Genomic DNA, 14,489 nt, shown 5'->3' with positions numbered 1-14,489 from the left:
AACCCGCTCTAAAGCGGGTTTTATTTTTTAAATCAGAACAGATCAACCAATCAATTTCTTCATTAATTCATTCACTTGTGCAGGGTTAGCTTTGCCTTTTGCAGCTTTCATCACTTGACCGACAAGACCGTTAAAGGCTTTCTCTTTACCAGACTTGTATTCCTCAACCATCTTCTCGTTGGCTGCAAGCACATCTTTAATAATCGCTTCAATCGCACCAGTGTCAGTTTCTTGCTTCAAGCCTTTTTCAGCAATAATGGCATCGGCAGTTTTGCCTTCTTCCCACATAAAGCCAAACACTTGCTTCGCAATCTTACCGTTAATGGTGTTATCGACAATACGTGCAATCATGCCGCCCAATTGTTCAGCCGAAACAGGGGAATCTGCCAACTCTAAGCCTGCTTTGTTTAAAGCACCCGAGAATTCGCCCATCACCCAGTTTGCAGACACTTTACCTTGTGCAGCACCGCCAGCAGCTTGAACCACAGCTTCATAAAACTCAGACATTTCGCGGGTCAGTGTTAACACGTGTGCATCGTACTCAGTTACGCCAAAGTCCGCCACAAAACGCGCACGACGTGCCGCAGGTAACTCTGGCAATGCCGCACGTGCTGCTTCAATTTGCGCATCTGGAATAATCACAGGCAACAAGTCTGGGTCTGGGAAGTAGCGGTAATCGTTCGCTTCTTCTTTCGAACGCATTGAACGCGTTTCCATTTTCACAGGGTCGAATAAACGAGTTTCTTGATCAACTGTGCCATCCCATTCCAAAATTTCCATTTGGCGTTCAATTTCAACATTGATCGCTTGCTCAATGAAACGGAATGAGTTGAGGTTTTTCAATTCACAACGCGTACCAAACGGCTGACCCGGACGACGTAAAGACACGTTACAGTCGGCACGGAAAGAACCTTCTGCCATGTTCCCGTCAGAAATACCGAGCCAACGCACCAAGGTATGAATCGCTTTAATGTAGGCAACCGCTTCTTCTACCGAACGCATATCTGGCTCAGACACGATTTCAAGTAAAGGTGTACCTGCACGGTTCAAGTCGATGCCTGACATACCTTCAAATTGGTCGTGAATGGATTTACCAGCATCTTCTTCAAGATGGGCACGGGTAATACCAATACGTTTCACCGTACCGTCATCCAATTGAATGTCGATATGACCCAAGCCCACAATCGGGTTGTCCATCTGGCTAATTTGGTAGCCTTTCGGTGAGTCAGGGTAGAAGTAATTTTTACGCGCAAACACCGAGGCTTGGTCGATGTAGGCATCAATCCCTAAACCGAAACGAATCGCTAAATCTACAACTTGCTTGTTTAACACAGGCAGCACACCCGGCATGGCTAAATCAACCAAGCTGGCTTGGGTATTTGGGTCTTGACCAAATTCAGTCGAAGAACCTGAGAAAATTTTAGAGTTGGTGGCAAGTTGAGTGTGAATCTCAATCCCGATCACGACTTCCCAGCCATCAATCAAGTTTGATTTTGCTGATTTTGGGGATTGTTTTTGAGCTTGTGCCATTATGCATTCTCCTCAGCAATCGCCGCACGTTGCGTGTGGAAGTCAGTGTGTTGTTGGTATTGATGCACAATCGACAACAATTGTGATTCAGACCAGTAGTTCCCAATCAACTGTAAACCGACTGGCAAGTTGTCTTGGTCAAAACCAACAGGAGCGTTAATTGCAGGTAAACCAGCCAAGTTCACTGCGATGGTATAAATGTCGCCCAAGTACATTTCCACTGGGTCTAACGATGCGCCAATACGGTACGCTGTCGTTGGCGCAGAAGGCGCAGCAATCACATCGACATTTTCAAAAGCTTTTAAGAAGTCTTGCTGAATTAAGCGACGGACTTTCTGTGCTTTCACATAGTACGCATCGTAATAACCCGCAGATAACGCATAGGTACCAATCAAGATACGACGTTGTACTTCTGCACCAAAGCCTTCAGAACGTGAACGCTTATACAGGTCCAAGATGTCGGTTGGGTTTTCACAGCGGTAGCCATAACGCACGCCATCAAAACGTGACAAGTTAGAAGATGCTTCCGCAGGAGCAATCAGATAATAGGTCGGCACATAAGCTTCGGTCATATTGAGATCAATCTCAACCAAGATCGCGCCCATCTCTTCCAATTTCTTTAAAGATTCTTCAACGCGTGCTTTTACCGCAGCATCCAAACCTGCCACATTAAAGTATTGCTTTGGAATACCAATGCGTAAGCCTTTCACCGCTGTGCCGTTTAGGTTCGCCACATAATCATCAACGTCTTTCTCTACAGAAGTAGAGTCTTTAGCATCGTGACCTGCCATCACATTCATCAGGTAAGCACAGTCTTCTGCCGAACGTGCCATTGGACCGCCTTGATCGAGTGATGAGGCATAAGCAATCATCCCGAAACGCGATACGCGACCATAAGTCGGTTTTAAACCGGTTAAACCACAGAACGATGCAGGCTGACGGATTGAACCGCCGGTATCTGTACCTGTTGCAAACGGAGCAAGATCCGCTGCAATCACCGCTGCAGAACCACCCGATGAACCGCCTGGAACGTGATCCAGCGCCCACGGGTTTTTGGTTGCACCATAGTAAGACGACTCAGACGTTGAACCCATGGCAAATTCGTCCATGTTGACTTTACCCAAAGTCACCAAACCTGCGGCTTTGCCTTTGGCAACTACAGTCGCATCATATGGTGAGATAAAGTTGTCCAACATTTTTGAACCCGCAGAGGTACGAATACCTTGGGTACAAAAAATATCTTTATGCGCAATCGGCACACCAGTAAGGGCAGTGGCTTGACCTGCTTGACGTAAAGCATCGGCTGCATCGGCTTGTGCCAATGCTTGTTCAGCGGTCACGGTCACATAGGACTGGACTTGAGCATCAATTTTTTCAATACGTTTTAAATAATGTGCAGTCAGTTCGCGAGAGGAGAATTGCGCATTGGCTAAGCCCTCTGTCAGTTCGCGAATCGATAAGCGATGTAAATCGGTCATGAGAAATAATTCTTTACGTTAAATTTAAAAAAAATGGTTCAACTGAATGCAAATTATTCAATCACGCGTGGTACAAGGTACAAACCTGCTTCGGTTGCAGGTGCAATAGCTTGATATTCTTCACGATGATTCTGTTCAGTAACCACGTCTTCACGTAATGGCTGAGGATTATCGAAAGGGCTTTTTAGCGGTTCAACACCATCGGTGTCGATGCCTTTTAGGGTTTCCATCATGCCTAAAATTTTATTTAGACTTTGAGCATATTCAGCAGATTGCGTATCATCTAGCGACAATCGAGCAAGATTGGCGATTGCTGAAACTGTTTGTGCATTTAAATCTGCTGAATGCTGTGCATCCGGTGTAGACATAACATCACCTAATTCAGTATCAAAAAATTTCAAAATATCGTGCGTTATAATAAGCGATTGACTTGTTCAAATCATCACATTTAGTTAAAGTTGCCACCTTGCGTCCACATATAGTTAAACTGAGAACGACCCCGTGATTCTAAAACGACTAATTGGCTTGTTTTCGCCAGATCTCGCCATTGATTTAGGTACAGCAAATACACTTATCTATGCACCAGGACGTGGCATTATATTAAATGAACCAACGGTTGTGGCGATTCGTCACAGTGGTTCACAAAAAATTGTTGCCGCTGTTGGTCTTGATGCGAAGCAAATGCTTGGTCGTACTCCTGCGAACATCTCTGCAATTCGCCCGATGAAAGATGGTGTAATTGCTGATTTTGAAGTGACTGAAACCATGCTCAACCAATTTATTGGTAAAGTGCATGAAAAGCGTTTATTCCCACCTGCACCTCGTGTTGTGGTATGTGTACCTTGTAAATCGACTTTGGTCGAGCGTCGTGCAATTCGTGAGGCTGTATTTAATGCAGGTGCGCGTGATGTACGTTTAATTGAAGAACCAATGGCTGCGGCTATTGGTGCAGGCTTACCTGTAGAACAAGCATGCGGTTCGATGGTCGTGGATGTCGGTGGTGGTACCACTGAAATTGCAATCATTTCATTACAAGGTTGTGTCTACGCAGACTCTTTACGTGTCGGTGGTGATGTCTTTGATGAACAAATCATTAACTATGTTCGTAAAGCACACGGTTGCGTGATTGGTGAAACCACAGCAGAAAACATCAAGAAAGAAGTGGGCATGGCTTTACCAGACGAAAATGGTAAAACGTTAGAGATTGAAGTTCGCGGTCGTAACTTGGCTGAAGGTGTGCCTCGTGCCATTACTGTAACTTCAGACGAAATTACCCAAGCAATTTCTGATCCATTGCAAAGCATTGTTTCAGCAGTGAAATCTGCATTGGAACAAACACCACCAGAACTATCTTCTGATATTGCCGAGCGTGGTATTGTCTTGACTGGTGGTGGTGCTTTACTTCGTAATCTGGATAAATTGCTGGCTCAAGAGACTGGTTTACCAGTGGTTGTTGCTGAAGATCCTTTAACTTGCGTAACCCGTGGTGGTGGTAAAGTTTTAGAATTCTTTGATAATCCAAATCACGACATGTTATTTGTTGGTTAATTAAGGATTTGGCTGTGCAAACAAATTTGTTTTCTAGGCAGCCCCCATCATTTCGCTCATTTATCATTGCGGTTGTAACATGTTTGGTGGTGCTATTTTTTAACTGGCGCTTACCACATGTGATACAGCCTGCAAGAGATGTCTTGTACGCGGCATACAATCCTATCTATGCCTTGGCGAGTTATCCTGTGCTGTCCAGTGAATGGCTGACTCAGCAGACCAAGTCAGAAGCACAGTTGCGCCGTGAAAATACCGCGATGCAAGCTGAACTGCTACAAGCGCAAGTCCGTTTACAAAAGTTGTCAGAGCTTTCGGCTGAAAATACGCGTTTGCGTGGTTTACTGGATACACCATTAATCATTGATGGTCGTATGGAAATTGCCGAAGTGATCGGCACAGATGCTGACCCGTTACGCCATATTATTGTCATTAACCGGGGTTCAACCAACAACTTAAAGGTTGGACAAACCGTGTTGGATGATAAGGGGATTATGGGGCAGATCATCAATGTTTATCCGCATAGTAGCCGAGTCATGTTGCTGTCCGATAAAGATCATTCCTTGTCTGTGCGTCTGGAATACACAGGCATGCGTGCCATTGTTTCGGGTACAGGTGATTTAGGTCATTTGAAAATGGAATATGTGCCAACCAGTGCCAATATTAAGGTGGGTGAAAAAGTGTATAGCTCAGGTCTAGGGGCACATTTTCCTGCTGGATATTTGGTCGGAACCGTATCTAAAGTCAGTCGACATACCACGGGTGAATTTGCCCAAATTGATGTCATTCCTGCGGCGCAATTGGCCAGTGGACATCATGTCGTGATTCTGTTTTCTGACTCATTAGCGATGGAGCAACCGCATGCCAATCGCTAAACTTCGACAAGAAAAACGTAAAGACCCGTTATTTCCCATCATTTTTTCGGTCATTATCGCTTCGGTGCTGATGGTTTATCCATTGGCTTATACGGTTTCTGGCTGGCGTCCGTTGTTTATGATGATGGTGGTGCTGTTCTGGGTGCTGTGTCAGCCGACTTGGTGCGGTGTGTGGTTTGCATTTGGTACCGGGATCTTCGTTGATTTGCTCATGGATGCTCCGCTTGGACTGAACGCCTTATGCTTTGTCGTGATTAGCTTTGTTGCGCGTTTCCTGATTCGTGAGCGTCGTGTGCTGACTTTTGCCAATCTATGGATTATTGCAGCCTTGGCTATTTTGGCTTATCTGTTCATGATGTGGGTTGCGCAAATTATGGGAGGAATTCAGTTCCCCTTCGCACGACACTGGCAGCCCTTAGTTACCAGTATTCTGATGTGGCCACTGGTCTATTTTGTGCTGAAAAGATGGCGCGTTTAGTTTTAGCCTCTAGTTCTCCTCGAAGACGCGAGCTGCTCCAGCAGCTCGGTCTCGATTTCTCTATTTTTAGTCCTGATATTGATGAGTCGGTACTGCAAGGCGAAAGCGTTGCAGCCTATGTACAGCGTTTAGCCTGCGAAAAAGCAGCGGTCGTCCAGCAGCTTTATCCCGAGGCCGTAATTATTGCCGCAGACACCAGCTTAAGTGTCGATGGTGAGATTTTAGGCAAGCCAGAATCCAAAGCCCACGCCTTTGAAATGTGGAAAAAAATTTCGGGTCGCAAACATGATGTGTTTTCCGGTGTTTGTGTTCGCACTTCAGCGCAAATTTCAAGTATAGTGGTTCGTACCCAAGTCGAATTTCAACAGCTCAGCCTGAAAGATATGGAAGACTATTGGGCAACAGGGGAACCTGAAGGGAAGGCGGGTGCGTATGCCATACAAGGGCTTGCGGCACGTTTTATCCCTCGTATTGAAGGCAGTTACACCAATGTGGTGGGCTTGCCTTTACATGAGACCGTCGAATTATTCAAAGCCATTAAGGTCCTAAATTAATGGTGAAACAAAAATTTTTATAATGTTTTGAGTCTTATTATGTCTGACGAGTTACTGATTAATGTCACACCTATGGAGTGTCGTGTGGCGTTAATCCAAAATGGTACAGTCAACGAACTATATGTTGAGCGTACGGTAAAACGCGGTTTGGTCGGCAATATTTATAAAGGCAAAGTCGTTCGAGTTTTGCCAGGTATGCAGGCCGCTTTTGTGGATATTGGGCTGTCTCGGACGGCTTTTTTACATATCAATGATATGGTTTGGCCACGCAATCAACCCATTCCGAATGTATTTGAACTGCTTCAGCCTGGACAGATTCTGACGGTTCAAGTCATGAAAGATATGCTGGGCACCAAAGGCGCTCGTCTTAGTACTGATCTTTCTATTCCTTCTCGCTATTTGGTACTGATGCCATTTGGTAACCATATTGGTGTTTCGCAACGCATTGAATCGGAAGAAGAACGTGATCGCTTACGTTCGATTATTGAAAAAATTCAGGCTGAACATGAACTGCCAGGTTCTGTGATTGTACGAACCGCTGCCGAAGGCATCGATGAAGCATGCATCGCGCAGGATATGGCGTATTTGGCAAAATTATGGGAATACATTCAACGCAAGCAAAAAAGCATTGCGGTGCCTTCACTGATTTTTGAAGAGCTGCCTTTACCACAGCGGATTATTCGTGATCTGGCGAATGAAAATACCTCAAAAATTTATGTCGATTCCCGTGAGATTCACGCCAAATTACAAGAATTTGTGGGGGAATTTGTCCCGAATATTCAAAATCGACTGATTCATTATCCAGGCGAACGCCCGATTTTTGATCTCTATAATGTTGAAGAAGACATTCAAAAAGCCTTGCAAACCCGTGTGGCTTTAAAGTCTGGCGGCTATTTAATGATTGACCAGACCGAAGCCATGACCACAATTGATGTGAATACAGGGTCTTATGTCGGCGGGAGAACACTGGAAGATACCGTGTTCAAAACCAATATGGAGGCGACACAGGTCATTGCACGGCAGTTACGTTTACGTAATTTGGGTGGCATCATTATTATTGATTTCATTGACATGCAAGAAGCTCAGCATCGTGAAGAGGTGATGAGCCAGTTTGAACGCATGCTAGAGCGTGATCATGCCAAAACCAAGATTACTCAGGTGTCTGAGCTAGGTTTGGTAGAAATGACGCGCAAACGAACGCGTGAATCGTTAGAGCACTTGTTATGTGAATCGTGTCCAACCTGTCAGGGGCGTGGATATGTGAAAACAGCAGAGACGGTATGTTACGAAATCTTTCGAGAAATCTTACGCTATACCCGTGCTTTTGAGTCACAGAGTGGCTTTACTGTCGTTGCACATCCTTCGGTAATTGACCGGCTGTTAACCGCCGAAGCCCCAGCCGTCGCGGATTTAGAGCATTTTATTAATCGCGTCATTAAATTTCAGGTGGAAAATTTATATACGCAAGAGCAATACGATATCATTCTGAGCTGAAATTGTAACAGGATGTCGTTAAACACTTGTTACAACTGAAATTTTACTTTCGAGCTAGTTTTTTCAATACTACTCATACCAAGTAGCCAAACTAAATTTTCATTTTTTGAACATTTGGTCTTAGCAAGAAGAGGTGTGATATGGGCATGAGTGAAAAAATTATCAAACAAGGTATCAAGCACGTGCTAGATAACAAGAATGTACATACAGGTTACATCGTGGACGAACAGGGTAAAGAAACCCAAATTACAACAGCCATGATTCGTTCGGTGTGCCACCAGTTACTGAAACAGTGTCGTAGTATTAAAGCTTAAGGGGCTCATGTGAAGCCCCTTAATTTATTCTAGTCAATTTTTTTTTCAGTTTCAGCGGTTAACTTACCGCTTTCAACTTTGGGTTTTTTACCCCAACAATACTTTCAAAACGTTGAATTTCTTCTTCTAGATGTGTCAGTAGGTTTTGCATTTTTGGCAAAGCATTGCGGCACGCAGTTAAACCTACTTCAAGTTTATCTAAATAACTGGTCATGGTAATGTTGAGTGCCTGACCATCAAGAACAATCGAGGCCGGATATAAAGCGTCTAACTTCGCACCATTCCAATACAGTGGTTCGCGCGGTCCAGGGACGTTAGAAATGACTAAATTGAACGCTTGGCGTTTCGGCATCAGTCCAGAGGCAATGTTTAATCCCGCTGCGGTATAAACAAAGGCACTGTAATTCATGATTTGGCTTGAATTCATGCGCTTAAAGCGCTCTTTCGCATTCAATACACTGCGGCGGACAATCTGCAAGCGTTCCAACGGATCTTCTTTATGTGTGCCTAAGTTCGCTAAAATCATGGTAATGCGATTGGAGACTTCTGAATCATCATCACGAATTGAAGCGGGCACCATGGCAATCAATGGCTTTTTCGGTAAGGCATTCTGACTGAGTAAATATTCACGTAATGCACCTGAGCAAATTGCCAAGACCACATCGTTAATGGTGACGCTTAATGATGATGCAATGTGGCGTAAACGATCAAATTCGAAAGATTGTGCAGCAAAGCGACGAGAAGAACTCACGCGTTGATTTAAAATACTGCTAGGGGCTTGAAAGCTTGAAACATAATCGGGGTTACGTCCCATATCCTGCATAACAGTTTTAGATAATTCGCGTGCAACAATCGGTGTTGCTTCCATTTGTTGTTTAAGACCGCCCAGAATCCTTTTGAAACGACTGGCTTTAGGCTCTTTTAAACGTTTAGCACGTGGACCCTCGACACACCACGGTGGCACAATGCTTTTGGCATTTGGGTCGTGAGATAATGATTTTTCAACCAGACGCATGCCAGCAATACCATCTACCATGGCATGGTGGATTTTAAAGTACATGGCAAAACGATTGCCTTCAATGCCTTCAATAATATGACAAGTCCAGAGAGGCTTGGCACGATCAATCAAGGCGCTGTGTTCTTGAGAAATATAAGTGAGTAATTCGCGAATACGTCCAGGATGCGGCAGTGCAATGTGGCGGAAATGGTGGTCGAGATCAAACTCTTCATCTTCATCCCACAAAAGACCATTTAATTTGTTATTGAAGGGTGGAATCGGCTTACATTTAGAATTACGGATATCAGTGACAAGGTCTTGAATGAAGGTCTCTGGAGCATTATCGGGAATTTGAAAGAGGAATAGTCCCCCAACATGCATCGGTTGTTGCCGTTTTTCTAAGGACAGAAAAATAAAATCTATCGGATGTAATGGGCGCATAGTGTTGATTGCCTCACTGCAATTTCTGTGGGTAACTCCTGTCTGAGTCACCTTGTTAGAATTATAAGAGTTGATTTGAGTATAGCGTTTTTTTTTGGCAAAAGTTATTGCTTTCTGCGCTGAATTTACTGAAAAAAAAGTCACTGTCAATTCAGTGACTTTATTTAGTCAAACGATTATTTTAAATTTCCTGCGTGTAAACCACATTCTTTATGTGTGGCTTCCTCCCACCACCAACGGCCTTCGCGCTCATGCTGATTCGGTAGAACCGGGCGTGTGCAAGGCTCACAACCAATCGAAATGAAACCACGTTCATGCAATGGATTATATGGAATTTCCATCATACGAATATAATTCCAAACATCTGCACTGGACCAATTGGCTAAAGGATTATATTTAATCAATTGCTTATTCGGTCCTGAAAAGCCTGGGTCAGCTTGAACCACAGGAATTTCTGTGCGTGTACCAGGACTTTGATCTTTACGTTGTCCAGTAATCCAGCCATCCAAAGAGGCTAGTTTTTTACGCAGCGGTTGAACTTTACGAATGCCACAGCATTCTTTGTGGTCATCTTGATAAAAGCTGAATAAGCCCTTTTCATTCACTAAAGCTTGAACTGCTTCAGATTCTGGGAAGCAAATTTCAATCTTGATGTTGTAATGCTTGCGTACCGTTTCAATAAATTGATAGGTTTCTGGGTGTAAACGCCCTGTGTCTAAGCTAAAAACACGAAACGGTTTGCCTAAATTGGCCGCCATATCAATGAGTACCACATCTTCAGCACCTGAAAATGAAATTGCAATTTCACCTTCTTGATTGAGTGCAAGTTCCAAGATTTCACTTGGAGATTTATCAGCATATTCAGATGCCAGCGCATCAATATGATCAACAGTAGGGATAGCAGTCATGAGAGTTCCTGGCTATAGGCTTGGATACTTCAAAACCTATATTAAAAGATTTTCAAAATATTCTAATGGAATTGAATATTTATACTTAGCATTAAAAAATAAATGCTTATGAAAAAAATAGATTTAAAAAACGTCAACTACAGAATCAAAAGTTGATGCTATTATAATCCAAATTTTTTTCATAGACAGTTGAGGGTAAGCATGGAAGTCGTATGTCTTGATTTGGAAGGTGTGTTAGTTCCAGAAATTTGGATTAACTTTGCGAAAAAAACTGGAATTAAAGAGTTGGAAGCAACTACACGCGATATTCCGGACTACGATGTGTTGATGACACAACGTCTGAATCTGTTAAAACAACATAATTTGGGTCTGGATGATATCCAGGAAGTGATTGCAGAAATGGGACCGTTCCCAGGGGCGAAAGAATTTGTGGAATGGGTAAGCACACATTTCCAATTAATTATTTTGTCTGATACTTTTTATGAGTTTGCGCATCCTTTGATGAAGCAACTGGGCTGGCCAACGATTTTCTGTCATAAGTTAGAAACCGATGAGCAGGGCATGATTTCTGCGTATAAATTACGTCAACCGGATCAAAAACGTCAGGCAGTGAAAGCCTTGCATGGTTTGAACTTCCGTGTGATTGCGGCAGGTGATTCATATAATGACACCACAATGTTGGGTGAAGCGGATCATGGTTTCTTATTTGATGCACCAGATAATGTGATTGCTGAATTTCCGCAATTCCCACCAATCAATGGTTATGCAGCATTAAAAGAAGCGATCCGTAACGCTTCGGTACGTGATATTCCTGCTTAATTCTTAAAATTAATGCAATAAAAAGACGGACATATCAGTCCGTCTTTTTTCTAATTTCTAAAGATTAGAATTTATAACCGACATTTAAGCCATAGGCGATAGCGTTATTGTCGGTAAATGTGCCTGCTGCAGAATGAGCACCCGTAACGGCATCAGCATCACCTAACCAGAAATATTTCACACCGGCACCAATAAAGTAGTTTTCAGCAGGGGAGAAACGGACACCAGTGCCTACACTCCAGAAGCCTTCAGTTGGACCGAGTGTCGTTACAGGATTGCCTGCTCCAGAGTCCCAACCTACAGAGATATTAGAACTCCAACGATCGCTAAATTTACGTCCTAAACCTACAGTTGCAGAAATTTGGTCGTCTTTATAGTCAATTAGGTTAAAGCCATTTGGTTTGTTAGGAACAAGATTATTTTGCCCTAAATACTGAGATAATTTACCAAATTGATAAGGTTGAACTTTGAATTTTGACCAATCGACCCAGCGTACATTTGCGAAAGCAACAGTATTAGCCATGATCCCTGTTTGGAAATCGATATTTACAGATTGCGGGGTTGTAAGAGTAGTTTCCGAATTAGAACTACTAATCGCTGAAATTACAGGAGTTAGCGGATTGTTCGGAATAGCTGTAGAGCCAAAATTCTCATAAGCATTCATTTTATGTTCAATTTCAGCACGATATGTTACTGATGCTTTTAAAGCAATTTCAGGAATCTGGTAGGCAACCCCAGCTAACCAGCCTACAGATTCATCTTCGCCCGTTCTAAAATCATAACCATTGAAAACGCTATAAGTTTTACCACGAAGTAAGACGGTTCCATCTACCGTTTGATATACAGCACCCGCATATAAATTCCAGTTCTCATTTGGTTGATAACCCACTAATAAATTTAGGTTTTGAGTATCTACAACAACAGATGTTCCACCTTCAAAAGGAGCAGCTCCATTTTGAACAAAATTATTATTACCAGAGTATTCTGCATCTGCACCATAAGGTTGATCGTAAATTAGGCCGATAGAGACGTGGTCGGTAGCTTGAATTTTCAAAGCGGCATGAGGGAAGTAATAGTCACTTGCCATGTCACCAGTATTCTGATTGTCTTTATCTTTGCCTGAAACATCAGGATCTAGAATAGAAATACCCGCTTCAAAGTAGTTTCCCGGCTGTAGAAAAGCCGCAATCGATTGACCAGAACGATCAAGACCTGCTGCAAATGTAGATGTGGTTGGAATCAGACTGAGTAAAATTGCTTTTTTAAGCACGCTAAGCTTCATGGATATTTTCCCTGATATCGCTTTGTAACTAAAAGTGAAGGGAAAGTAACATAAATTAAAAAAGAGTAAATGCACTAGGGCGTTTACTTAATGAACTGATTAATCTATAAAAAGGACTTGAATAGAGTAAAAGTACTAATGGTACGCATGTATATTAATGATTTTTATATAAAAAAATAGAGTAATTAATTTATTTCTGGAATAAGAATGTAAATTTGACCATTTGTTTAAATTAACAACATTTGGATGAATATGGAGAAATTAAAAAAATGAAAGTGGTATTTTTTGCCAAAAAAAGACCATCTGATGAGATGGTCTTTTTAAATATGCTTTTAACTTAGAAGCGATAGCCAAGTTTTAAACCGTATGCAAGCGCATCGTTGTCATTGAATTCAGCTACATAATTTGATGTACCAAACTGCGCACCAGTTTGTGCTTTGGCATCACCTAACCAGAAGTATTTTACACCACCCGCAATAAAGGTGGCTGGTGTAGGGCTATATTGAACACCTAAGCCCATATTCCAGTAACCTTCGGTAGGGCCAAGGGTTGTTACAGGATTACCTGCTCCTGAATCCCAACCTACAGACACGTTTCCAGCCCATTGTTCATTTAATTTACGACCTAAACCAACATTTGCTGACCACTGGTCATCAGAATATGCGACAAGGTCAAACTCAGACTGTCCTGTTTGTGCTTGTACTAGAGCATTTTTACTAGCAAGCCCAAATTTGTAAGGCTGAATTGAAAAATCTTTCCAATTAACCCAACGCAAGTTAGCAAAGGCCACGGTATTTGCCATAATACCAGTTTGGAAATCGAGGTTAACTGATTGAGGTGTTGTTACATCTGTTTCTTGAGATGGAATTCCATTCAATGCTGCAAACAAGCCAGCCGAATTAAAGTTTTCTTCAATATTAACAGAGTGTTCAATTTCTGAACGATAAGTGATAGATGCTTTTAAAGCAATTTCTGGAATTTGATAGGCAGCCCCAGCTAACCATCCGAATTCACTATTTTCTTTAATATTTGCATCATAGCCACCAAAAGTAGTATCACCACCGTATGCTAAACCACGAAGTTGAACATCACCTTTAATGGTCTGGTAAACTGGTCCTGCATAAAAGTTAAAATTTTCAGTTGGTTGGAAGCCAAGTAACACTGAAATACTTTGGGATTTTACTTCAACATTGGTTGACTCTTCACCATTATGAAATAAGCCAACGCCGCCTAATGCAGCTGAACCAGTATCTGATACAGAATAGGTTGCATCAGCACCAAATGGTTGATCATAAATCAAGCCAAAAGAGAAATGATCTGTGAGCTGTAGTTTTAATGCTGCACTTGGGAAGTAATAATCATCGCCCATGTCACTAAGATTTGAATTTTCTAATCCAACAGCATTTGCGGGAACAGCTGGACTAGGTGTATATCCAGAGCGAACATTACCCGAAACGCTTGGATCAAGTACAGAAATCCCTGCTTCAAAATAGTTGCCAGGTTGTAAGAATGCCGAAATTGATTGTCCTGAACGGTCAAGAGCCGCTGCAAATGCTCCAGCTGTTGGTAATGCTGCGAGAATCATTGCGGTGGTTAGCGCTTTTAATTTCATTCTTTCATCTTCCCTTGAGGTACACGATTTTTTAAGTATGTTTATGTAAAATCTGGAATTTTTTTGGTAGGTCCGACCAAAATTATCTTGTTACTCCATGTGACAAAAATATCACAATTAAAATAAGAGTAAATGCTCTAGGAGAACTGACTAGTTCAAAAA

General features: G+C 42.5%; 14 protein-coding genes. 7 read left to right on the top strand and 7 right to left on the bottom strand.

The features are described 5' to 3' along the window. Nucleotides 1-42: 42 nt before the first annotated feature. Genes gatB through gatC form a run of 3 tightly spaced genes read right to left on the bottom strand, consistent with a single transcriptional unit; the run spans nucleotide 43 to nucleotide 3,376 of the window. Nucleotides 43-1,530: an Asp-tRNA(Asn)/Glu-tRNA(Gln) amidotransferase subunit GatB gene (gene gatB, locus ACX17N_RS14345; protein WP_458893247.1), complete on the bottom strand. Its 1,488-nt coding sequence runs from the start codon at nucleotides 1,528-1,530 to the stop codon at nucleotides 43-45. Further along, the gene (gene gatA / locus ACX17N_RS14340; protein ID WP_458893246.1) at nucleotides 1,530-3,008 is read right to left on the bottom strand and encodes an Asp-tRNA(Asn)/Glu-tRNA(Gln) amidotransferase subunit GatA; all 1,479 of its coding nucleotides are present in this window, start codon (nucleotides 3,006-3,008) and stop codon (nucleotides 1,530-1,532) included. The genes gatB and gatA overlap by 1 nt, the downstream gene beginning before the upstream one ends. Nucleotides 3,009-3,061: 53 nt before the next feature. Then, a complete protein-coding gene (gene gatC / locus ACX17N_RS14335) occupies nucleotides 3,062-3,376 on the bottom strand; it encodes an Asp-tRNA(Asn)/Glu-tRNA(Gln) amidotransferase subunit GatC (protein WP_458893245.1) in 315 nt (104 codons plus the stop codon). Between the two features lie 133 nt (nucleotides 3,377-3,509). On the opposite strand from gatC, the gene ACX17N_RS14330 reads away from it, so the two are divergent. The 6 genes from ACX17N_RS14330 to ACX17N_RS14305 all read left to right on the top strand — a co-directional run bounded on the left by ACX17N_RS14330 (nucleotide 3,510) and on the right by ACX17N_RS14305 (nucleotide 8,268). Beyond that, a complete protein-coding gene (locus ACX17N_RS14330; protein ID WP_016165348.1) occupies nucleotides 3,510-4,556 on the top strand; it encodes a rod shape-determining protein in 1,047 nt (348 codons plus the stop codon). Nucleotides 4,557-4,570: 14 nt separating this feature from the next. Next, entirely contained in the window at nucleotides 4,571-5,428 is an 858-nt protein-coding gene (gene mreC / locus ACX17N_RS14325; protein WP_458893244.1) for a rod shape-determining protein MreC, read from the top strand. Next, nucleotides 5,415-5,906 carry a rod shape-determining protein MreD gene (mreD, locus tag ACX17N_RS14320; protein ID WP_458893243.1) on the top strand — a complete coding sequence of 164 codons (492 nt, stop codon included), beginning with the start codon at nucleotides 5,415-5,417 and terminating at the stop codon, nucleotides 5,904-5,906. Before mreC ends, mreD begins: the two co-directional genes overlap by 14 nt. Further along, nucleotides 5,894-6,460, top strand: coding sequence for a Maf family nucleotide pyrophosphatase (locus tag ACX17N_RS14315; RefSeq protein ID WP_458893242.1), 567 nt, complete (start codon nucleotides 5,894-5,896; stop codon nucleotides 6,458-6,460). Before mreD ends, ACX17N_RS14315 begins: the two co-directional genes overlap by 13 nt. A gap of 39 nt (nucleotides 6,461-6,499) precedes the next feature. Continuing rightward, nucleotides 6,500-7,954, top strand: coding sequence for a ribonuclease G (rng, locus tag ACX17N_RS14310; RefSeq protein WP_458893241.1), 1,455 nt, complete (start codon nucleotides 6,500-6,502; stop codon nucleotides 7,952-7,954). Between the two features lie 140 nt (nucleotides 7,955-8,094). Further along, the gene (locus ACX17N_RS14305; protein WP_458893240.1) at nucleotides 8,095-8,268 is read left to right on the top strand and encodes a PA1571 family protein; all 174 of its coding nucleotides are present in this window, start codon (nucleotides 8,095-8,097) and stop codon (nucleotides 8,266-8,268) included. 58 nt (nucleotides 8,269-8,326) lie between these two features. Here the strand turns inward: ACX17N_RS14305 and ACX17N_RS14300 are convergent, their stop codons facing one another. Together ACX17N_RS14300 and ACX17N_RS14295 are read right to left on the bottom strand one after the other, a co-directional pair. Next, nucleotides 8,327-9,706, bottom strand: coding sequence for a WS/DGAT/MGAT family O-acyltransferase (locus tag ACX17N_RS14300; RefSeq protein WP_458893239.1), 1,380 nt, complete (start codon nucleotides 9,704-9,706; stop codon nucleotides 8,327-8,329). 176 nt (nucleotides 9,707-9,882) lie between these two features. Beyond that, nucleotides 9,883-10,614, bottom strand: coding sequence for a phosphoadenylyl-sulfate reductase (locus ACX17N_RS14295; protein WP_458893238.1), 732 nt, complete (start codon nucleotides 10,612-10,614; stop codon nucleotides 9,883-9,885). Between the two features lie 201 nt (nucleotides 10,615-10,815). Here ACX17N_RS14295 and thrH point away from each other — a divergent pair, with 201 nt between their 5' ends. Then, nucleotides 10,816-11,433 carry a bifunctional phosphoserine phosphatase/homoserine phosphotransferase ThrH gene (gene thrH, locus ACX17N_RS14290; RefSeq protein WP_458893237.1) on the top strand — a complete coding sequence of 206 codons (618 nt, stop codon included), beginning with the start codon at nucleotides 10,816-10,818 and terminating at the stop codon, nucleotides 11,431-11,433. A 64-nt stretch (nucleotides 11,434-11,497) separates the two neighbouring features. Here the strand turns inward: thrH and ACX17N_RS14285 are convergent, their stop codons facing one another. After that, on the bottom strand, nucleotides 11,498-12,715 hold the full coding sequence (locus tag ACX17N_RS14285; RefSeq protein ID WP_458893236.1) for an OmpP1/FadL family transporter: 1,218 nt from the start codon (nucleotides 12,713-12,715) through the stop codon (nucleotides 11,498-11,500). Nucleotides 12,716-13,052: 337 nt separating this feature from the next. Continuing rightward, on the bottom strand, nucleotides 13,053-14,327 hold the full coding sequence (locus tag ACX17N_RS14280) for an OmpP1/FadL family transporter (RefSeq protein ID WP_458893235.1): 1,275 nt from the start codon (nucleotides 14,325-14,327) through the stop codon (nucleotides 13,053-13,055). Nucleotides 14,328-14,489 lie beyond the last annotated feature (162 nt).

Source organism: Acinetobacter sp. GXMZU3951 (assembly GCF_054457875.1).
Note: the sequence above shows the minus strand (reverse complement) of the source record. Positions and strands in the feature narration are given on the sequence as shown.